The organism is Xanthobacter cornucopiae, from assembly GCF_043195065.2.
In the GTDB taxonomy this organism is placed as follows: domain Bacteria; phylum Pseudomonadota; class Alphaproteobacteria; order Rhizobiales; family Xanthobacteraceae; genus Xanthobacter.
The window spans coordinates 4,830,239-4,849,261 of record NZ_CM195531.1; the positions used below are offsets into that span (position 1 = coordinate 4,830,239).

Consider the following 19,023-nt stretch of genomic DNA (forward strand, 5'->3'; position numbering starts at 1 on the left):
CCGCGAAGCTCACCTTCGCGTGCCGCCCAGCCGGTGTTTTCTGTCGGCTCCGCCGAGCGGGACGGGGAAATCCGCGCCGCGGCAGGCAAGCCTGCGCAGAACGGAATCAAGGAACGTGCCAAGTGCCGCGAGAGCGGGAGTCCCGCTGCTTATTTTCTCGCCATGGGGGGCAGGGCTGTGGCGGCGCCCGAAGGTCGCCGCTTTCTGCGCCTATTTTCTAGGCATGGTGCCCGAAAGACGTTCAAAGTTTAGTCGCAATGGGTTCATTTGGATTGGATGCGCCGCATCAATCCTTCTTGCGCCGCCGAAGCGACCAGGACGCCCTCGCGGGTGAAGAACTCGCCCCGGCAGAATCCGCGGGAGCCGAAGGCGGCGGGGCTCTCCTGGCTGTAGAGCAGCCATTCGTCGGCGCGGAACGGGCGATGGAACCACAAGGCGTGGTCGAGGCTCGCCACCTGCATGTCGCGGTCGAACACCGAGCGCCCGTGCGGCAGCAGCGCCGCCTGCAGCAGCGAGAAATCGGACGCGAAGGCCAGCACGGCCTGGTGGATGGGCAGGTCGTCGGGCAGCGGCGCGCGGGCGCGCACCCACAGGCTCGGCCCGGCGCCGCCGGTGCTGCCCAGATAGGAGGGTTCCAGCGCGATCGGGCGGATCTCCAGGGGGCGGATGGCCATCCAGTCGCGCGTGGCGGCCTCGGGGAAGCGGGCCAGCAGCCGCGCCCGCCAGGCCTCGTCCGGGGGCAGGTCTTCCGGCATGGGCACCTCGGGCATGGTGCTCTGGTGCTCGAAGCCGCCTTCCTCCAGCTCGAACGAGACCGCCATGGAGAAGATGGCCTTGCCGTGCTGGATCGCCACCACGCGCCGGGTGGTGAAGGAGCGGCCGTCGCGGATGCGGTCCACTTCGTAGATGATGGGAACGGTGGGGTCGCCGCCCAGCAGGAAGTAGCCGTGCAGCGAGTGGGTGACGCGGGGCGCATTCACGGTGCGCCGCGCCGCCACCAGGGCCTGGGCCACCACCTGGCCGCCGAACACCCGCCCGCCGCCCGGATTGCCGCTGCGACCGCGGAACAGATTGATCTCCAATTGCTCCAGGTCGAGGATGGACAAGAGCGCTGCAACGTCGGAAGACGGCGTTTCGGTCATGAAGGAAGGCCTCGCAGGAGCCCAGGCACGCCGCGAGCGGGTGCCGGGGACAGGGAATGTCTGGAGGCACGAACACGCCATGCGCCCTCGGGGCGCGTCAAGTCCGTATACGTGAGGCGCATTCCGCATTCTGCGCCCCGGATGCCCGCCGGCCGGGATGCGGCCGGTCCGATCATCCGCGAACGACATCTCGTGAGGAGACCCGTCCATGAGTGGCCCATTCGAGCCCGCCGTCGCGCCGTCGCCTTTCACCGGGGCCGGCGCCTTTCTCGCGCCCGCGGTGACCTTCGACGTGGCGATCGTCGGCGGCGGCCTGGCCGGGCTCAGCCTGGCCCTGGCGCTGCGGCAGGGGCTCGGCCCGGATGCGCGCATCGCCCTGTTCGATCCCGCCCTGGCGAGGCCGGTGATCGACGACGAGCGCTGCTCGGCCATCGCCGCCTGCGGCCGGCTCATGCTGACCGCCCTTGGCGCGTGGCAGCGGATCGCGGGCGAGGCGCAGCCGATCCAGTCCATGGTGGTCACCGACAGCCGGCCGAAGGACGTGGCCCGGCCCACCTTCCTGACCTTCGATGGCGACGTGGCCCCCGGCGAGGCGTTCGCCCACATGGTGCCGAACGCGGTGCTGCAGGCCGCCCTCATCGCCGCCGCCGAAGCCGCCGGCATCGCGCTCAAGGCCGACACGGTGGCCGCCTTCGCGCCCGAGGGCGCGGGCGTGGGCCTGACCACCGCCACCGGCGGGCCGGTGTCGGCCAGCCTGCTCGTGGCCTGCGACGGCGCCCGCTCGCGGCTGCGCGCCCTGGCGGGCATCGACACCGTGTCCTGGGGCTATGGCCAGAGCGCCATCACCTTCACCGTGGAGCATGAGCGCCCGCACGAGGGCCGCGCCGAGGAACATTTCCTGCCGCCGGGGCCGTTCGCCATCCTGCCGCTGCCCGGTAACCGCTCCTCGGTGGTGTGGACCGAGCGCACGCGCGATGCCGAGCGGCTGTCGGCCCTGCCCGCCGCGCTGTTCCAGGAAGAGCTGGAGCAGCGATTCGGTCATCGCCTGGGCTGGGTGAAGCCGGTGACGCGGCCGCGCCCCTATCCGCTGGGCTTCTCCATGGCGCGCAGCTTCATCGGCGAGCGACTGGCCCTGGTGGGGGATGCCGCCCATCTCATCCACCCCATCGCCGGGCAGGGGCTCAACATGGGGCTGCGCGACGTGGCGGCGCTGGCCGAGGCGGTGACCGACGCCGCGCGGCTGGGACTCGACTTCGCCTCGCCCCAGGTGCTGGAGCGCTACCAGCGGTGGCGGCGGTTCGACACCCTGGCCATGGGAGTGGCCACCGACGGCCTGAACCGCCTGTTCTCCAACCATTCGGATGCGCTGCGGGCGGTGCGCGACGTGGGGCTGGGCCTGGTGGACCGCCTGCCGCGCCTCAAGGGCCTGTTCATCCGCGATGCCGCCGGGCTCACCGGCGCGGTGCCGAAGCTGCTGCGCGGCGAACGGCTCTGAGTCGCAGCGGGCCGGGCCCTCGTCCGCCCGCCGGCGCCCGGATGGTCCCGCTCTACCGTCCGCGTGCGGGCGCTGCGCGGCGGGGGCAGGGGCGAGGGTCTGTCGCGGCGCCAGCGGTGCGAGAACGGCGCGGGCGGCGCGTGTACGGAGGCGCCTCCGACGTCGGCGGGGCGAAGCGCGTGGCTGGCCGGGCAGCCTTCGCCGATGGGTCGCCCTCGCCGATCAGCCTGGGGCGGCCGGTTTGTTCACACTGCGGTCGCGGCTTTTCTTGCTTGCGAGGAATCATTCACCCTCCGCTGCAGCGGGCCGGGACGCCTGCCGTGGGGCGTGGCGGCGGACGCAGCGCACCGCGTGCCAGGCGGTCACACGGGGTGTGGGAGCGGTGCGATGAGCCCCGGGTCGTCGTTGCGCACCGCGTTCACCGCGGTGGAGACCGGCCAGAAGGTGAGCTGCTCCGGTGGGGCCGGACGCAGCAGCGGGCGCGGGTCCTCCGCTGACAGGAAGGTGGCGATGTCGCATGCGGCGAGCACCACGGGCATGCGGGCGTGAAGGGGCCGCAGGGTTTCGTTGGCCGGGCAGGTGAGAAGCGTGAAGGTGCGCAGCCAGTGGCCGGTGGCCGGGTCCTTCCAGCCGTCCCACAGGCCGGCGAACCCCAGGGGGCGCCCATCCACGGGCGCGATATAGAAGGGTTGGGCGGCGCCGTCGCGCCGCTGCCATTCGTAGAAGCCATCGGCTGGCACGATGCAGCGCCGCTTCTTCCACCAGGACTGGCGGAAGGAGGGCGTCTCGGCGACGCCCTCCGCGCGCGCGTTGATGAGGCGGGCGCCACCGCTCGGGTCCTTGGCCCAGGACGGCACCAGTCCCCATCGCAGCAGAGAGAGGTCCAGCGCGCCGGTGTGCGGATGGAGGCGCACCACCATCAGGTTCTGGGTGGGGGCGGCATTGTAGCGGGCCGGGCAATTGGGCAGTGCCGCCGCGGGGTCAAGCCCGAAGTGCTCGGCATAGGCGAGCGGCGGGCGGTGCTGGACGAAGCGGCCGCACATGTTCGGGCGATCTCCGTCTGGGAATCCGGCCGGTGCCCGGGTCAGGCGGCGAGACGGAAGCGGCCGTCGATGGCTGGCGGGCCGTCGGTGAGGACGCGCCCGGTCTCCACCAGATGCTCCAGATGCGCCAGCACCGTGAGCGAGGCCGCCCCCACGAGGCGCGGGTCGAGCCCGATATAGATGCCGCGCACCAGGTCGGGAATGGTCTCGGCCGCGCGTTCCAGGCCTCGCAAAATGGCCACCTCGCGGGCGATGCGGTGGTCGAGATAATCGCGCACGAAGGCGGGAGCGTCACGAACCGGGCCGCCGTGGCCGGGCAGGTAGATCGTTTCCTCCCGCGCGCCGAGGCGCTCCAGGGAGCGGATGTAGTCGCCCATGGCGCCGTCCGGCGGCGCGACGATGGAGGTCGCCCACGCCATCACATGGTCGCCGGAGAACAGCAGGCTGTCTTCCTTCAGGGCGAAGGAGAGGTGGTTCGCGGTGTGGCCGGGGGTCTCCACCGCTGTCAGCGTCCAGCCGCGCCCGGAGATGGTGTCGCCGTCGGCAAGCTGGTGGTCGGGGAGAAAGTCGGTGTCGGCGCTGGCGTCGAGGGGATTGATCTCGCCGATGTGCAGCGGGCGCGCCGCGCGATGCGGGCCGCAGCCGACAATGCTGGCGCCGGTGGCGGCCTTGATGGCGGCGGCGGCGGGGGAATGGTCGCGATGGGTGTGCGTGACCACGAGGTGGGACACGCTCTCCCCGGCCACCGCGTCGAGCACGGCGGCGATATGTTCCGGGCTGTCGGGCCCGGGGTCGAGAATCGCCACCTCGCCCTGGCCGATGATGTAGGTGCATGTTCCGGTGAAGGTGAAGGCGGACGGATTCGGCGCCACCACGCGGCGCACGCGCCCGGTGACGGGCCGCACCTGGCCGGCGGGCGAGTCGAAATCGCGATCGAAGGAAATGTCAGCGCTCATGCCGCAAGGCTAGAGCATTTTCGCGCGGCGTTGAAACCTGAAAACGCCGGCTGGGGCCTTCGCGGCGTGGCGGCCACCGCGCGGGCCGGAGCGGGCGGAGGGGCCGGCGCAGAAGAGGACGGGCGGCGCCGGGCAATGAAAAAGCCCGCCGGGCATGCCGGCGGGCTTTCGGTCTCTTCCGCTTGGACGGATCAGAACTTGTAGTTCACACCCGCCTTGACGGTGTGGAACTTGGTGTCGTTGTCGAGCGAGATGCCGCCGATGGAGCCGATGTTGTTGGCGCTGCCCAGGTCGACGTACAGGTACTCGGTCTTGAAGGTCCAGTTGTTGGTGATGGCGTATTCCACGCCGCCGCCGATGGTCCAGCCCCAGCTGGTGGTGGCCTTGCCGACGCTGGCGACCAGATAGTTCACGTCGGTCGAGGTCCGGCCATAGGCCGCGCCGCCGGTGATGTAGGGCAGGAACCGGTCGAGGGCGTAGCCCAGACGGCCGCGGATGGTGCCGAAGTAGTCGACGGTGGAACCGGCCGAGACCGGGCCGATGGTCACGGTGCCGGAGATGTCGGACCACTGGATGTCGGTCTCGAGGCCGACGACCACGTTGTTGGCGAACTGGTAGTTGTAGCCGAGCTGACCGCCGACGAACCAGCCGGAAGAGGTGATGCTGGCGCTCGCGACCGGGACGGTGAGGGCATACAGATCGTAATTGAACTTGTCGCCGCCGTAACCGGCGTTGGCGCCGATGTAGAAGCCAGTCCAGGAGAACACCGGCGCGGCAATGGCCTTGACCGGATACTTGGTGGCGAGGTCAGCGGCCGCGGCCGGAGCAACGAAAGCCGCCAGAGCGACAGAGGCGAGAAGGAACCGCTTCATTGTAAGCCCCCTTGTTCGGGTTGTTCAGATCAGGTGAGGCCAAGCGGCCCGGAGGACCGGCTCAACAACTCAGTGAAGATGTCCTAGCAGCTCTTGAAGCCCTCCGACGTATCATTTCAGCCACATATGGTCCTAATCTGCGGGCGAGATCTGAAGATGATACAATATGATACCGTTTTTGGTATGAAAATTGGGGCTGACGTTCGGAAAGAGTGGCGGCTTAATGGCGTAATGGTAACCGAAGGGTAAGCAGATCTTTTCACTCCGACGATTTAAGGAGGTTTCATTCAACCTTCGGGCGGATTTCTTCCGGAGGTCCCGCGATCACTGTCGCCGTGGACACGATTCGGTGCCGCCTGCCGCGGCGCTCCGGAGCGCGACGTGCATCGACTTCAGAACGGATCGGGCGCGATTCGCTCTTCAGAAGGAGCGGGGCCGCCGGTCGGGCGCTGCCGTCGCGCGTGTCGCCTAGCCGTTGGAGCGCGGCTGGGGGAGGCACGGGGGTACCTGTGTTGTTCAAGCGAGAGCGAAGGGCTGAGTTTTCCGGATCATGGCGTTGATGATGACGAGGAGCTGGCGCGCGACGGCGATGAGGATGGTCTTTGGTGCCTTGCCCTTGAGGCGCATGCGGTCGCGCATGGCGGTGAGGGCGGCGATGTAGAGGGCCTCGCGGACCTTTCGGCGTCCGCCCCAGATGCGCCGGTCCCCTCGCCATATGCCGCTTTCCCGGGCGTGGGGCGCAAGGCCGGCCAGGGAGGCGATGCGGCGGCGTCGGCAGAGGGTGCCCAGTTCGGGACGTTCGCCGAGCAGGGTGGCCAGGACGGTGGGCCCGATGCCCGGCACCGCCGCCAGCAGGCGGGCCTGGGTCGAGAGGGTGTGATCGGCGGCGATCAGGCCGGCGATGCGCCGGTCGATGGCGAGGGGCTGTCCGCCGAGCAGGACGATCATGGTGGCGATCTGCGCGGCGATCTCGTCCTGGCCGGCGCTGTGGCGGCGCAGCTTTTCGGCTTTTCGCATCTCGACCCATGGCCTGCGGCGGCGCAGGAAGACGGAGAGCTGGACGCGGGCGGCGCTGACGGGGACGGTGACCGGCAGGCTGAGGGTGCGGCCCATCTGGGCGAGCGCGCGGGCATCTAGCCGGTCGGTCTTGGCGAGGACGCCGGTGGCCCGGGCGAACTCGCGGGCCTGGCGGGGATTGACGCGGCAGAAGGGCTGGCCGCGCTCGGCGAGGGCGGCGATGAGGTCACCGTCGCAGCCGCTGGTGGCCTCGAACACGACGAGGGCATCCGCCTCGATCGCGGCGGCCGAGGCGGCGATGGCATCGGACGTATTGGGGATTCTCTGGGTCCGGCCGGACGGCAGGGCGCAGAGGTCGCGGACGGCGCGACGATCGCAGCCGACGACGGGCTGTGGCGTGGTGATGGCTCCGGCCCATGTCGTGCGGGATCGCAGTCCCAAGCAATTGTTCGGGGTTCAGCGACAGCGGAAGGGACCCTTGCTCCCGCACGGGCTGCACCCCCTCGGGCGGGGGCGGGCTCCCTTCCGCTCCATCACTCTCTCACAGATCCAATAGACAGGGGGGAGCGTGAGCGCGTTGGAGGCGGGCTTGGCGGTGTCGTGCCGTGGGTATTCCGCCAGCGCGAACGGGGGACGAGCGGGTGCCGCCGGCCGGAGGCTGAGGCGTGGCGGCTGCAAGGGGCCCCGGAAAGGCGCGGTGGCGGAGAACGCCAGGAGGCGAGGCGCGGGTCGTGGAGGGATGCCGGGTCCCTCGCGGGGATGTCTGGCGCGGATGTCAGGCGCAGGTGTGGGGAGCCGGGTGGGCCATGCTCGCCGCCCGATGACACGGAGGGGAAATGGACCGATTGCCGATGGGGAACGCTCATGCCCCGCTGAGCGCAGACGGGGTGAGTTCTGGAAACCGGCCGCATCGAGCCAGACGGCCGAAACAGGCTTGGCTCTCTTCTGGGATGGGGCTGGATCTCCGCTTGAAGTCGGAGGGATGGGCCGCGGGGCCGGGTGCGTAAATAAAAAAGCGCCGGACGATGTCCGACGCTTTCTGCTGATCCAACGCCACATCTCCCCTTGGAGAGAGTGGCGCCAACCCATATCCGAACCCGGCGCGCCTTGAGGGGCGCGCCGGTCCGGTCGAGATCAGAACTTGTAGTTCACACCCGCCTTGACGGTGTTGAACTTGGTGTCGCTGGTGAGCACCACGCCGCCGAGCGGGCCGCTGTCCTTGCTGCCGAGGTCGACATACAGGTACTCGGTCTTCAGCGTCCAGTTGTTGGTGAGGGCGTACTCGAAGCCAGCGCCGAGGGTCCAGCCCCAGTTGGTCGAGGACGAGCTCACGCCCCACGGGCCGTAGCCGGGGAACAGGCTGTTGTTGACGTTGCCATAGGCCGCGCCGCCGGTGATGTAGGGCAGGAACCGGTCAAAGGCGTAGCCGAGGCGGGCGCGGATGGTGCCGAAGTAGTCGACGCTCGAGCCGGCGATCCAGTTCAGGCCGCCGATGTTCAGGCCGCTGACCTGACCCGAGATGTTCGACCACTGCAGGTCGGTCTCAAGGCCGACGACCACGTTGTTGGCGAACTGGTAGTTGTAGCCGAGCTGACCGCCGACGAACCAGCCGGAGGTGGTGGCATCGGCCGAGCCGACCGGGACGCTGAGGATGCTCAGGTCATGGCTGGACTGGTCGCCGCCGTAGCCGAAGTTGGCGCCGATGTAGAAACCGGTCCACGAGAACACCGGGGCGGCAATGGCCTTGACCGGGTACTTCGTCGCCAGGTCAGCAGCCGCGGCCGGAGCCGAGAGCGCCGCCAGCGCGACAGTGGCGAGAAGGAACCGCTTCATCACTTAATCCCCCGTTTTGGGTTGCAAGACTTCGAGCAGGATGGAACCGCTTGCGGATGCCGTCGTCCCCAACCGCCCTGTGACTCTCATTTAGCAGAGGCCGGGAAAAGATTCCGTATCTTTCGTGCCACAGTGCATCGAAAAGCTCGCTCTGCAACCGCATCTCTGGCTACCATGATACCAATGCGGCCCGTGAATCCGGTTGCAGGGGTCCCGGCCTGCGCGCAACTGTGTCCGGGTAAGGTAAAATATTTGTAAACTAAGCACTTCTCGGATGCGCTCGGAGTCCGCGCCCGACTCTCCGGCGGCGATTTCCGCACCCGCGCGGTGGACCCGGGACGCGGTCGGGTTGCAACTCTAGGATGGTCTGGCTGTTCGGGTGGGGTGTGGATCCCGCTCTCGGTCCGATCAGCGGGTGCCGGCAGATAAAGGGGTTGTTTTGCGGTTTTATAATACCGATTTCCGGCCTTACGCCTGTCGGTTCAGAACAGAATACCGTCAGATGTCTTGCCGTGGACACCGCTGAACGGTGTCGGGCGGTGCCGGCGCGGGCGCTGTCCGCTCTTTTCCACGAGGGGAGGGGCGGTCGCGGGCGGGGGATTCGCGGCGGGAGGAGTGGCCGGGCGCTTTGCCGCGCGGATGTGGATCGCGCCGAGGGCGTCAGAACCTGTAGTTCACGCCAGCCTTCACGGTGTGGAATTTCGCCTCCAGCGTGCCAAGCGCGGTGATGCCCAGGGCGCTGTCGAAATAGCCGTAGTCGAAGCTGCCGAGATCGACGTAGAGGTATTCCGCCTTCATGGTCCAATGGTCGGCGAAGGCATATTCGGCGCCGATGCCTGCGGTCCAGCCCCAGTTGGTGGCGGCGGTCGATGAGTCGCGCAGGCCAGCGGCATCGTAGACACTGCGGTTGAACTGCACCCGCCCGTAGGCGGCGCCCGCGGTGAGATAGGGCAGGAAGCGGTCCATGGCGTAGCCCAGGCGGGCACGGACCGTGCCGAAATAATCCAAGGCTCCGCCGGTGCTTGCGGCGTCGCTCAGGGCGCCCGCCATCGAAAGCCCGCTCTGCCGCGCCTGCCCCTTGATGCCACTCCATTGCAGGTCGGTTTCGAGCCCGAGCACGAAACGGCTCGGCAGCTCGATATTGTATCCGATCTGCCCGCCGGCGACGAAGCCCGACGCGGTGAGGGAAGTGCTGCGCGTGCCGTCGAAGGCGGTGAGGGTGGTGAGGGACGTGGCGCTGAACAGCAGGGCGTCGGAGGTGACGGTGTCGCCGCCATATCCCACGTTGCCGCCCACATACAGCCCGGTCCATGAGGTGGCGCGGGGCAGGGAAGCGCGGAGCGCCTCGCGGGTGGATAGGTCGGCGGCCAGCGCCGGCGCCGCGAGCGACGCGGCAACGAGGGCGGCGGCAATGGCGGACGGCTTCATCTGCAAATCCCGAACTGGCTGGCGACGGGGACGGACGATCGAACATCGACGCGCGGCTCCGCTCCCGCCCGTGGCGGCCGGATCTTCCGATGCTGAGGGCGCGGCGGGGTGGGGAGCGCGGCGGCGGCAGGCGGGCGGTGCCGCCGCCCCGCCCGGCGGGCCGGGGGCTTGCGGTGGGAACAACCCTCTGACTAAACAATTGATAACCATGTTAGCGTAAACAGCCGGTAAACACGCCCGGGTTGATCGGGGGCGACGTGAGGTCGGCATCGGCGCCGGAGTCGCAGGGCACTGCGGGCGCCGTTGATGACGCCCTGTTCCGGCCGCGCCGCCGCCGGACGGTGGAGGGCGCCTGGGGTGGACATGTCGCCGGGCCGTCGATGCGGGCTGCTTGCTCCCGGTCGCGCGGTGGGCCATGCGGGCGGGGCGGCGGGGACGCCGCAAGAGGTGCGGAGGACATGACCATGTACACGAGACTTCTGGTGGCGGGCGCGCTGGTGGCGTTCGCGTCTGCGGCCGTCGCCCAGGGCATGACGCGCAGCACCGATCTGAGCTGCGCCCAGGCCGCGGCGCTGATCCAGGGAAAGGGGGCGGTGGTGCTGGCCACGTCGCCCACCCTGTATGACCGCTACGTGCGCGATCTCAGCTTCTGCATGTATGACCAGCAGTTGAAGCCGGAATGGGTGCCGACGCGCGACAATCCGCAATGCTTCGTCGGCTACACCTGCTTCGAGCCCTCGCGCGGGGGCGGCCGGTCGGGCGGCTGAGCGGCGCGCCATCGCCCGGGCCGGGATGTCGCCAGCGGGCGCGGCCAGGAGTGTGGCCCGGAGCGTGGCCAGCGGGGGAGTTGGCGGGCGTGGCGCGGCGTGTCGGGATGGTCGCCCTCGGGCGCGGGACGCAGGTGGCGCCGGGAACCGCCCATGAAAAAAGGCGCCCCGTGGGGCGCCTTCTTCGTCAGCCGATGCCGCGATCCTTGAGGATGCCCTCGATCTCCTCCAGCACCACCGGATCGTCGATGGTGGCGGGGGTGGACCAGGGATCGTGGTCCGCGATCTTCTTCATGGTGCCGCGCAGGATCTTGCCCGAGCGGGTCTTGGGCAGGCGGTTCACAGTTACCGCCAGCTTGAAGGCGGCCACCGGGCCGATGCGGTCGCGCACCAGGCCCACCAGCTCCTTCTCGATCACCGCCGGCGCCCGGCGCTCGCCGGCCTTCAGCACCACGAAGCCGCAGGGCACCTCGCCCTTGAGCGAATCCTTGACGCCGATCACCGCGCATTCGGCGACGTCGGGGTGGGAGGCGATCACCTCTTCCATGCCGCCGGTGGACAGGCGGTGGCCGGCGACATTGATGATGTCGTCGGTGCGGCCCATGACGAAGACATAGCCGTCATCGTCGATATAGCCGGCATCGGCGGTCTTGTAGTAGCCGGGATAGTCGGCGAGGTAGCTTTCCTTGAAGCGCTCGTCCTGCTGCCACAGGGTGGGCAGGCAGCCGGGAGGCAGCGGCAGCTTGATGACGATGGACCCCATGGTGCCGGCCGGCACCGGCTTGGCTGCCTCGTCCACGATCTGCACGTCGTAGCCCGGCATGGGCACGGTGGGCGAGCCGAGCTTGGTGGGCAGAAGGCCGAGGCCCACCGGATTGGCGGCGATAGCCCAGCCGGTCTCGGTCTGCCACCAGTGGTCCACCACCGGCACGCCGAGCTGGTCCTGCGCCCACTGCACGGTATCGGGATCAGCACGCTCGCCGGCCAGGAACAGGGTGCGGAAGTGGGAGAGGTCGTGCCCGGCCTTATAGGCGCACTCGGGGTCTTCCTTCTTGATGGCGCGCAGGGCAGTGGGGGCGGTGAACAGCGCCACCACCTTGTGCTCCGCGATCACCCGCCAGAACGCGCCGGGGTCCGGCGTGCCCACCGGCTTGCCCTCGTAGACCAGGGTGGTGCTGCCGGCCAGCAGCGGCGCGTAGACGATGTAGGAGTGCCCGACCACCCAGCCGATGTCCGAGGCCGCCCAGAACACCTCACCCGGCTTGACGCCGTAGAGATTCTCCATGGTCCAGGTGAGCGCCACCATGTGGCCGCCGGTGTCGCGCACCACGCCCTTGGGCTTGCCGGTGGTGCCGGAAGTATAAAGGATATAGAGCGGGTCGGTGGCGGCCACATCCACGCAGGGCGCGGCCTTGCCGGCGGCGGCCGCCGCGGCGGTGGCTGCGGCCCAGTCGATGTCGCGGCCCTCCGCGAGGGTGCCGGGGCCTTCCGGGCGCTGCAGCACGATGCAGGCTTCGGGCTTCACCGCCGACATGGAGATGGCGAGGTCCAGCAGCGGCTTGTAGGGCACCACGCGGTTGGGCTCGATGCCGCAGGAGGCGGCCAGGATCAGCTTCGGCTCGGCATCCTCGATGCGGGTGGCGAGTTCCTTGGCCGCGAAGCCGCCGAACACCACCGAATGGATGGCGCCGATGCGGGCGCAGGCCAGCATGCCCACCAGGGCCTCCGGCACCATGGGCATGTAGACCAGCACCCGGTCGCCCTTGGTCACGCCCAGGTCCTGGAGCACGGCGGCCAGCGTCGCCACCTCGTGCTTCAGCTCGGCATAGGTGAGGGTGCGCTTGGAGCCGGTGACCGGGCTGTCGTAGATGATGGCGGCCTGCGCGCCGCGGCCGGCGGCGACGTGGCGATCGACCGCATTGAAGCAGGTGTTGCCGGTGGCGCCCTCGAACCAGCGGCCATAGACGCCGGCATCGGGATCGAAAACGGTGGTGGGCGGCGTGGTCCAGTCGATCTTGCTGGCCGCCTCGCCCCAGAAGGCGGACGGATCGTCGCGCCAGCGGGCATAGGTTGCGCCGTAGCTGCTTGTCTCACCCATGGACGTCTCCCTTGTCGGCATATCTTTGGTTTGGTTAGTGCCGATGCCCCCGGCGGGGAGCAAGTACGCACTACTGCGTACGACCTTGGTTGGATGGATAAAGGCGTTGTTCTATCATGCCCGCTGATTGCGCCGCCCCTGGCCCCTGGCTAGGTTGCGGCCCTCGCGCGACGCGCGCCGTTCGAAGTTCCTTCTCTCCCACGCGCGCCGCGGGGGCGAAGAGGCAGATGGGGGATACCATGGCGGGCAGCATCTACGACCTGCATCTCGACCGCAATCAGGCCAATTATCAGCCTCTGACCCCGCTCGGTTTCCTGGAGCGCGCCGCCAGTGTGTTTCCGGACCACACCGCCATCATCCACGGCGCCCTGCGTCGCACCTATCGCGACTTTTACGCCCGCAGCCGGCGCCTCGCCTCGGCGCTGGCCAAGCTCGGCATCGGCAAGGGCGACACCGTAGCGGTGATGCTCACCAATACCCCCGCCATGCTGGAGGCCCACTACGGCGTGCCCATGACGGGCGCGGTGCTGAACTCGCTCAACACCCGGCTCGACGCCGCCATCCTCGCCTTCACCATTGATCATGGCGAGGCCAAGGTGCTCATCACCGACCGCGAATATTCGCCGGTGATGAAGGCGGCGCTCGCCATGGCGGTGCGCAAGCCCATCGTCATCGACTATGACGACCCGGAGTTCACCGGCAAGGGCGAGCGCATTGGCACGCTCGAATACGAGGCCTTCCTTGAGACCGGGGACCCGGCGTTCGAGTGGAAGGGCCCCGACGACGAGTGGGACGCCATCGCCCTCAACTATACCTCCGGCACCACCGGCGACCCCAAGGGCGTCGTCTATCACCATCGCGGGGCGCACCTGCTGGCGGTGGGCAATGTGGTGACCTGCGCCCTGGGCAAGCACCCGGTCTATCTGTGGACGCTGCCCATGTTCCACTGCAACGGCTGGTGCTTCCCCTGGTCGGTGACGCTGGTGGCCGGCACCCATGTGTGCCTGCGCCAGGTGCGCGCCAAGCCCATCTTCGACGCCATCGCGGACTACGGCGTCACCCACATGTGCGGCGCGCCCATCGTCATGTCGTCCCTGCTCGGCGCGCCCGAGGCCGACAAGCGGGCGCTGCCCGGCAAGGTGGAGTTCATCACCGCCGCCGCGCCGCCGCCCGAGGCGGTGCTGGCCGCCATGCAGGAGGCGGGTTTCAACGTGGTGCACGTCTACGGCCTCACCGAGGTCTACGGCCCGTCGGTAGTGAACGACTGGCATTCCGAGTGGGACGCGCTGCCCGCAGCGGAGCGCGCCGTGAAAAAGGCCCGCCAGGGCGTGCGCTATGCCGCCATGGATGCGGTGGACGTGCTCGATCCCGAGACCATGCAGGTGGTCCCGTCCGACGGCACCACCCTGGGCGAGGTCATGTTCCGCGGCAACGTGGTGATGAAGGGCTACCTCAAGAACCCCACCGCCACCGATGCCGCCTTCGCCGGCGGGTGGTTCCACTCGGGCGACCTCGGGGTGAAGCACCCCGACGGCTACATCCAGCTCAAGGACCGCTCCAAGGACATCATCATCTCCGGCGGCGAGAACATCTCCTCCATCGAGGTGGAGGACGCCCTCTACAAGCACCCGGCGGTGAGCGCGGCGGCGGTGGTGGCCAAGCCCGACGAGAAATGGGGCGAGACCCCGGTGGCGTTCGTGGAGCTGCGCGACGGCGCCAGCGCCACGGCGGAAGAGCTGCTGGCCCACTGCAAGACCCATCTCGCCAGCTACAAGTGCCCGCGTCACATCGTGTTCGAGCCGATCCCGAAGACCTCCACCGGCAAGATCCAGAAGTTCCGCCTGCGCGAGCTGGCGAAGGAGGTCTGAGGTGGAGGTCAAGGACGCCAACGGCGCGGTTCTGAAGGACGGGGACAACGTCACCCTCGTCAAGGACCTCAAGGTGAAGGGCACTTCGGTGACCCTGAAGCGCGGCACGCTGGTGAAGGGCATCCGCCTCACCGACGATCCGGAGGAGATCGACTGCAAGGTCGAGAAGGTGAAGGGCCTGGTGCTGCGCACCGAGTTCGTGAAGAAGGCCTGAGCGCCGGCTTCACGGCCGGCGCCACCTTCGGGCCGGACGAGCCGTGCGCGGCCCGTCCGGCCGCGGCGGGCGCCGGGCAGCCGGGCGCGACACCGCCCCGGGGGGCGGATGCGCTGGAGCCGGACCCGCCGCCGGGGCTGGCGCGCTGATAGCTGGCGTCCGCACGGCAGCTCTCCCCCAGGGCCCTCAGGATAGTCTCAACGGGGTTCCAGTGGGGCGGGGGGCGTCAGGCGCCGCCTTGCGGTGCAGGCGGCGCCTCCGGACGTGCGGTGGCCGGGTGGCGCATGGGGGCGATGGCCGGGCGCGCAGGCGTGTGGGGCGGGCCGGCGCTGTGCCACACGGACCGCCGGCCGGATGTTGCGTCAAGGGCCCGGCAGGTGCCTGCCCGATGTCGCGCCAAGTGTCGGCGGACTGCCTGTCAAGTGCCCGCCAAGTGCCTGCCAAGTGTCGGCGGACTGCCTGTCAAGTGCCCGCCAAGTGCCTGCCACCTCCGTCAGGCGCCCTTCGGATGCCCCGCCCGTGGCGGGGCCGAGCCTGTGAGAGGGGCGCGGCTGCAAGGGCCGCGGCTGCAAGGGGGGCGGGTGTTGCGGCGGTGCGCCGCGGCCACCGGTGCCGATCGCTTGGCCCTCGGGTTCCCCTGCGCCACCTTTCCAATCCTTCATTCGCCCGCCATGGTGCGGTCAGGTTGGCGGCGACACAACACCGGCGGCCCCCTTTTGCGGAGATGAACCCGGTGCGTGCGCTCCTGTCCCTTCTTGCCGACATCCGCCGGCTCGCCTTGCCTTATTTCCGGAGCGAGGAGCGATGGGTGGCGCTCGGCCTGCTCGGCGCGGTGGTGGCGCTGGAACTGGCATGGGTCTTCGCCACGGTGCTGCTCAACGAGTGGAACGTCGCCTTTTACAACGCCATTCAGGACAAGGACTTCCCCGCCTTCAAGACGCAGCTGCTGGTGTTCTGCGCCATCGCCGCGGGGGCGATCTTCGTGGCGGTGTACCAGATCTACCTGAAGCAGTGGCTCGAGATCCGCTGGCGGCGCTGGCTGACGCGGCGCTACATGCAGGCGTGGCTGTCCGACGAGATCCATTACCGCCTGCGCCTGTCGGGGGACGCGGCCGACAACCCCGATCAGCGCATTGCCGAGGATGTGCAATTGTTCGTCGGCCGCACCATCGGCGTCGGCATCGGCCTGTTGGGCACGGTGGTGTCGCTGGTGTCGTTCTCGGTCATCCTGTGGGGCCTGTCCGGCCCGCTGGCGGTGAGCCTGTTCGGGCATGAGCTTTCGGTGCCGGGCTATCTGTTCTGGGCGGCGCTGGTCTATGCGGCGGTCGGCACCTGGATCGCCCACCTCATCGGCCGGCCGCTGGCGCGCCTCAATTACGACCAGCAGCGCTATGAGGCGGATTTTCGCGTCGACCTGGTGCGCGTGCGCATGAATGGCGAGCAGATCGCGCTGCTGCGGGGGGAGGAGGCTGAGACCCGCAAGCTGGATGGCCGCTTCGGCCGGGTGTGGGGCAATTTCTTCGAGCTGATGAAGGCTCAGAAGCGGCTGACCTGGTTCACCGCCGGCTACAACCAGATTTCCACGATTTTTCCCTATGTGGTGGTGGCGCCGGCCTATTTCGCCGGCCAGATCCAGCTCGGCCAATTGATGCAGACGGCGTCCGCGTTCGGCTCGGTGCAGGGCTCGTTTTCCTTCTTCGTGTCGAGCTATGTCACCCTCGCCGAATGGGTGTCGGTGGTGCAGCGTCTCACCGGCTTCGAGGCCGCCATCGCCAGGGCCCAGGCCGAGGCGGGCAACCCGGCCTTCGCCACCCTTGCCCATGCGGAGGGGCCGGCCCTCGCCCTCAATGACCTGGACGTGCGCCTGCCCGGCGGGGAGGCGCTGGTGGCCACCGGCGCGGTGGAGATCGGGTCTGGCGAGCGGGTGCTTATCACCGGCCCGTCCGGTTCGGGCAAGAGCACGCTGTTGCGCGCCATTGCCGGCATCTGGCCCCACGGCCGCGGCCAGGTGCACCGCCGCGCCGGCCACAAGGTCATGGTGTTGCCGCAGAATCCCTATGTGCCGGTGGGCCGGCTCCATGCCGCGCTGGCCTATCCGGCGGCGGCGGAGAGCCTGTCGCAGCCGCGGGCGGCGGCGGCGCTGCAGGCGGTGGGACTGCCGGGCCTGGTGGCGCGGCTGGACGAGGAGGCGTTGTGGCCGCACCTGCTGTCGCTGGGCGAGCAACAGCGCCTCTCCCTGGCCCGGGCGCTGCTGGAAAAGCCAGACGTGCTGCTGCTGGACGAGGCCACATCGGCCCTGGACGAGGCCTCCGAGGCCCAGCTCTATACGCTGCTGCGGCGGGAACTGCCGGATGCGACGGTGATCTCGATCGGCCACCGCTCGACCCTGCTGGACCTGCACGACCGGGTGCTGCACCTCCACGGCGCCGCGGCGCCGCGCGTGCTGAAGCCGGCGACGGCGCCGGGGCTGCTGCCGGTGTGAGGCCGGGCGGGGGGTCAGCCGTCCCGCCCCTCCATCACCTCGCGCAGGCGGGCGGCGGCGGCGCGGCCGATGACCAGCGGTTCGGCCAGCCCCGCCAGCGTGACGCGCACCGCATCGCGGTCCCGCGCATCGAGCCCGCGCACGCGCTCGCGGTTGATGATGAGCGAGCGCCCCAGGCGGAAGAACGGCGGCGAGGGCAACTGGGTTTCGAACTGGCCGAGGCTGCGCAGCACCATCATCGCCGCCTGCTCGCGCAGCAGCACATGGCTGAAGTCGCCCTCCGCCCGCACCGCCACGATGTCGGCGAACTCACAGAACACCGCGCGGCTGGCCGCGCGCAGCGCGATTCGGCCGCCGGGTTCCTTCCGGTCGCCGGCCATCAGCCGGCGCACCCGCTCCAGCGCAGCGGCGAGGCGCTCCGGCGCCACCGGCTTCAGCAGATAGTCCACCGCTTCCACCGCGAACGCCTCCACCGCATATTCGGCGTGGGCGGTGACGAACACCACCTTGGGCAGGTCATCGCTGGCGGCGAGCAGGTCGAAGCCGTCGCCGCCGTTAAGCTTGATGTCGAGGAAGATGAGGTCGGGACGGGTGGCGGCGATCAGATCCAGGGTCTGGGCCACGCTCTCGGCCTCGCCCACGATGTCCACGTCGTGGCCGGCCATCAGGCGGCGCAGGGCGCGCCGGGCCAGCGGCTCGTCATCGCAGATCAGGACGCGGAGCATGGCGCGCCCTCCAGTCGCAGGACGGCGATGACGCGCGGCGGCTCCGAGGGCCCGGCGCTCCCCGGCACGTGGCGCAGGGCGAAGGCGTGGCGGCCCGGGTAGTGCAGGTCGAGCCGGCGCCGCACGTTCTCAAGGCCGATGCCGTGGTGCGCGCCGTCGCCGCCGGGGGCGAGCCGGCCGGTATTCTCGATCTCCACATGCAGGGCATCGCCGTCGGCGGTGAGGCGAACCGCCACGTCGAGGCGGGTCGAGCGGTCGCCGTGCTCGACGGCGTTCTCCACCAGCGGCTGGAGCAGCAGGTTGCTGATGGGCCGTCCCGCCGCCGCCGGGTCGAGGTCGACGCTGGCGCGCACCCGGTCACCGAAGCGGGCCTGCTGGATGCGCAGATAGGCCGCCAGCCCCTCCGCCTCGGCGGCGAGCGGCACCACCGGGGTGCGCACCCCGGCCAGCAGGTGGCGCAGGTACTGGGTGAGGTCGCGCAGCATCGCCAGTGCCGCCTCGGGATGCTCCGGCACCTCTTCGGCCAGGCCGTTGAGGGCATTGAACAGGAAGTGCGGATCGAGCTGCATCTGGAGTTCGCGGATTTCGGCGCGCTGGGCGTCCAGCTGCGCGGCCACGGCCCGGGCCTGTGCGCCCTGGCGCTCGCGCTCCGCCCGGATCCAGAAATAGAGCAGCCCCCAGGCCATGAAGGCCAGCGTATAGTGGGCGAGCGGCAGCGCCACTTCCTCCAGCGGCCGCCATTCGGGGATGGACCATCCGAGCGTCTGCCGGGTCAGCGCGATCACGGCCACCACCACCGCCGCCGCCAGCGGCGAAAGCGCGGCGACGAGGCCGATGGTGCGCGCCGTCATCCGGCCTCGGGTGCGGGCCCGCCGGTAGGCGAGGCGCAGGCCCCCGGAACACAGCAGCAACAGCGGATAGGTGACGAGCGTGAGACCCGCAGCCGCCACGAAATCGCGATAGGTGAGCTGCCGGTTGACGAGGTCCACCAGGGCGAACAGCCCCCAGCCGACCATCTGGGCCCGCCAGAAGGGTGCGGACGGAAGGCCGCCGGCATCGGCGGGCATCGGCGTGCTGTCCACT

Annotated in this window: 15 protein-coding genes; 5 read left to right on the plus strand and 10 right to left on the minus strand. The window is 69.5% G+C overall.

Going from position 1 to position 19,023, the window contains the following annotated elements:
- Window positions 1-263: 263 nt before the first annotated feature.
- Window positions 264-1,142, minus strand: coding sequence for an acyl-CoA thioesterase II (tesB, locus tag V5F53_RS21230; protein WP_393995635.1), 879 nt, complete (start codon window positions 1,140-1,142; stop codon window positions 264-266).
- Between the two features lie 208 nt (window positions 1,143-1,350).
- Here tesB and V5F53_RS21235 point away from each other — a divergent pair, with 208 nt between their 5' ends.
- Complete coding sequence (locus V5F53_RS21235; protein ID WP_393995636.1) at window positions 1,351-2,637, plus strand: ubiquinone biosynthesis hydroxylase; 1,287 nt, start codon at window positions 1,351-1,353, stop codon at window positions 2,635-2,637.
- 362 nt (window positions 2,638-2,999) lie between these two features.
- On the opposite strand, the gene V5F53_RS21240 is transcribed toward V5F53_RS21235, so the two are convergent.
- From V5F53_RS21240 to V5F53_RS21265, 6 genes are all read right to left on the minus strand, one after another.
- Complete coding sequence (locus tag V5F53_RS21240; RefSeq protein WP_393995637.1) at window positions 3,000-3,680, minus strand: SOS response-associated peptidase; 681 nt, start codon at window positions 3,678-3,680, stop codon at window positions 3,000-3,002.
- Window positions 3,681-3,721: 41 nt separating this feature from the next.
- The gene (locus V5F53_RS21245) at window positions 3,722-4,636 is read right to left on the minus strand and encodes an MBL fold metallo-hydrolase (protein ID WP_393995638.1); all 915 of its coding nucleotides are present in this window, start codon (window positions 4,634-4,636) and stop codon (window positions 3,722-3,724) included.
- Window positions 4,637-4,827: 191 nt separating this feature from the next.
- On the minus strand, window positions 4,828-5,508 hold the full coding sequence (locus tag V5F53_RS21250) for an outer membrane protein (protein ID WP_393995639.1): 681 nt from the start codon (window positions 5,506-5,508) through the stop codon (window positions 4,828-4,830).
- A 516-nt stretch (window positions 5,509-6,024) separates the two neighbouring features.
- Window positions 6,025-6,966 (minus strand): transposase, encoded by a 942-nt coding sequence (locus V5F53_RS21255; protein ID WP_393995640.1) that lies wholly within the window; start codon window positions 6,964-6,966, stop codon window positions 6,025-6,027.
- 693 nt (window positions 6,967-7,659) lie between these two features.
- Window positions 7,660-8,358 (minus strand): outer membrane protein, encoded by a 699-nt coding sequence (locus tag V5F53_RS21260; protein ID WP_393995641.1) that lies wholly within the window; start codon window positions 8,356-8,358, stop codon window positions 7,660-7,662.
- Between the two features lie 660 nt (window positions 8,359-9,018).
- Window positions 9,019-9,786, minus strand: coding sequence for an outer membrane protein (locus tag V5F53_RS21265; RefSeq protein WP_393995642.1), 768 nt, complete (start codon window positions 9,784-9,786; stop codon window positions 9,019-9,021).
- A 464-nt stretch (window positions 9,787-10,250) separates the two neighbouring features.
- On the opposite strand from V5F53_RS21265, the gene V5F53_RS21270 reads away from it, so the two are divergent.
- Window positions 10,251-10,553, plus strand: a complete 303-nt coding sequence (locus V5F53_RS21270; protein ID WP_393995643.1) for a hypothetical protein — start codon at window positions 10,251-10,253, stop codon at window positions 10,551-10,553.
- Between the two features lie 187 nt (window positions 10,554-10,740).
- Here the strand turns inward: V5F53_RS21270 and V5F53_RS21275 are convergent, their stop codons facing one another.
- A complete protein-coding gene (locus V5F53_RS21275) occupies window positions 10,741-12,651 on the minus strand; it encodes a propionyl-CoA synthetase (RefSeq protein ID WP_393995644.1) in 1,911 nt (636 codons plus the stop codon).
- A gap of 239 nt (window positions 12,652-12,890) precedes the next feature.
- Between V5F53_RS21275 and V5F53_RS21280 the strand changes: the two genes are divergently transcribed.
- From V5F53_RS21280 to V5F53_RS21290, 3 genes are all read left to right on the plus strand, one after another.
- Complete coding sequence (locus tag V5F53_RS21280; protein ID WP_393995945.1) at window positions 12,891-14,519, plus strand: acyl-CoA synthetase; 1,629 nt, start codon at window positions 12,891-12,893, stop codon at window positions 14,517-14,519.
- Between the two features lies 1 nt (window position 14,520).
- On the plus strand, window positions 14,521-14,733 hold the full coding sequence (locus V5F53_RS21285) for an alkylphosphonate utilization protein (protein ID WP_393995645.1): 213 nt from the start codon (window positions 14,521-14,523) through the stop codon (window positions 14,731-14,733).
- Window positions 14,734-15,457: 724 nt separating this feature from the next.
- Window positions 15,458-17,215, plus strand: a complete 1,758-nt coding sequence (locus tag V5F53_RS21290; protein WP_393995646.1) for an ABC transporter ATP-binding protein/permease — start codon at window positions 15,458-15,460, stop codon at window positions 17,213-17,215.
- Between the two features lie 14 nt (window positions 17,216-17,229).
- Here the strand turns inward: V5F53_RS21290 and V5F53_RS21295 are convergent, their stop codons facing one another.
- Entirely contained in the window at window positions 17,230-17,940 is a 711-nt protein-coding gene (locus V5F53_RS21295) for a LytR/AlgR family response regulator transcription factor (protein WP_393995647.1), read from the minus strand.
- On the minus strand, window positions 17,925-19,022 hold the full coding sequence (locus tag V5F53_RS21300) for a sensor histidine kinase (RefSeq protein WP_393995946.1): 1,098 nt from the start codon (window positions 19,020-19,022) through the stop codon (window positions 17,925-17,927). Before V5F53_RS21300 ends, V5F53_RS21295 begins: the two co-directional genes overlap by 16 nt.
- Window position 19,023 lies beyond the last annotated feature (1 nt).

What these genes read in the sequence shown, in the direction of transcription:
- V5F53_RS21260 (WP_393995641.1), bottom strand. Translation starts at nt 8,358, where the DNA reads ATGAAGCGGTTCCTTCTCGCCACTGTCGCGCTGGCGGCGCTCTCGGCT.
- V5F53_RS21270 (WP_393995643.1), top strand. Translation starts at nt 10,251, where the DNA reads ATGTACACGAGACTTCTGGTGGCGGGCGCGCTGGTGGCGTTCGCGTCT.
- V5F53_RS21275 (WP_393995644.1), bottom strand. Translation starts at nt 12,651, where the DNA reads ATGGGTGAGACAAGCAGCTACGGCGCAACCTATGCCCGCTGGCGCGAC.
- V5F53_RS21265 (WP_393995642.1), bottom strand. Translation starts at nt 9,786, where the DNA reads ATGAAGCCGTCCGCCATTGCCGCCGCCCTCGTTGCCGCGTCGCTCGCG.
- V5F53_RS21280 (WP_393995945.1), top strand. Translation starts at nt 12,891, where the DNA reads ATGGCGGGCAGCATCTACGACCTGCATCTCGACCGCAATCAGGCCAAT.
- V5F53_RS21235 (WP_393995636.1), top strand. Translation starts at nt 1,351, where the DNA reads ATGAGTGGCCCATTCGAGCCCGCCGTCGCGCCGTCGCCTTTCACCGGG.
- V5F53_RS21240 (WP_393995637.1), bottom strand. Translation starts at nt 3,680, where the DNA reads ATGTGCGGCCGCTTCGTCCAGCACCGCCCGCCGCTCGCCTATGCCGAG.
- V5F53_RS21245 (WP_393995638.1), bottom strand. Translation starts at nt 4,636, where the DNA reads ATGAGCGCTGACATTTCCTTCGATCGCGATTTCGACTCGCCCGCCGGC.
- V5F53_RS21295 (WP_393995647.1), bottom strand. Translation starts at nt 17,940, where the DNA reads ATGCTCCGCGTCCTGATCTGCGATGACGAGCCGCTGGCCCGGCGCGCC.
- tesB (WP_393995635.1), bottom strand. Translation starts at nt 1,142, where the DNA reads ATGACCGAAACGCCGTCTTCCGACGTTGCAGCGCTCTTGTCCATCCTC.
- V5F53_RS21290 (WP_393995646.1), top strand. Translation starts at nt 15,458, where the DNA reads ATGAACCCGGTGCGTGCGCTCCTGTCCCTTCTTGCCGACATCCGCCGG.
- V5F53_RS21250 (WP_393995639.1), bottom strand. Translation starts at nt 5,508, where the DNA reads ATGAAGCGGTTCCTTCTCGCCTCTGTCGCTCTGGCGGCTTTCGTTGCT.